Below are 1,173 nucleotides of genomic sequence, written 5' to 3' on the forward strand. Positions count from 1 at the left end.
GCGTGACGCGGCATCTCGACCAACGTCGACCCCGACGCCTGCATCAACTCACGCGGCGCGTTGTAGATCTTGTTGTGCCGGCCCAGATAACACGGGTCGTGATAGGTCACGTTCTGCGCCACCGGCGACACCGGCACCAACGCCTTGCCCCGCACCAGACGATTCAGCAACTGCGTGTGGTGCACCACCTCATAGGTGCCACCGACCTGCGGGTACTCGTTATTGAGCGCGTTGAAACAATGCGCACACGTGACCACGATCTTCTTCTTGGCCTGCTCCACACCCTCGAACACCGAATTCAGCAACTCGATGTTCTGCATCGCCAACTGCTGGAACAAGAACTCGTTACCCGCACGACGCGCCGAGTCACCGGTGCAGGTCTCCTCCTGACCCAGCACCATGAACTTCACACCCGCGGTCGCCAACAACTCCGCGACGGCCTTGGTGGTCTTCTTCGCCCGATCCTCGTACGCACCCGCGCACCCGACCCAGAACAGATACTCATACCCGTCGAAGGAATCCGCATCGCGACCGAACACCGGGATCTCGAAGTCCACCTCCGAGATCCAGTTCAGCCGATCCTTGGCGTTCTGACCCCACGGATTGCCCTTGTTCTCCAGGTTCTTGAACAACCCCGCCAACTCCGAAGGAAACTCCGACTCGATCAACACCTGGTAACGACGCATGTCGATGATGTGGTCGACATGCTCGATGTCCACCGGGCACTGCTCCACACACGCACCACAGGTCGTGCACGACCACAACACCTCGGGATCGATGATCCCGCCCACATCCTCACCACCGACCAACGGCCGCTCCGCCTCCGCCCGCGCGGCCTCCGAAATCCGCGCCAACGCACGCTCGTCCGGCTTGCCCTCGGCATCGACCAGACCGATCTCCTCGCCACCCATGTCCTTACGGCCACCAGCAAGCAGGTACGGGGCCTTCGCGTAACCATGATCACGCAACGACATGATCAACAGCTTCGGCGAAAGCGGCTTACCGGTATTCCAGGCCGGGCACTGCGACTGACAACGACCACACTCGGTACACGTCGTGACGTCGAGAATGTCCTTCCACGAGAAGTCCTCGAACCTACCCACACCGAAGGTGTCATTATCCGGATCCGCGGTCTCCATCTCGATCGGCTTACCACCCGACATCATCGGCTTG

At 60.8% G+C, this 1,173-nt stretch carries 1 protein-coding gene; it reads right to left on the minus strand.

The window, feature by feature from the left end; translation table 11 throughout:
• Positions 1-1,173, minus strand: a 1,173-nt coding sequence (locus ACWEQQ_RS45040; protein ID WP_452352573.1) for a heterodisulfide reductase-related iron-sulfur binding cluster, incomplete at both ends; no start/stop codon positions are given.

The sequence above is a fragment of the Nocardia sp. NPDC004123 genome (assembly GCF_053603795.1).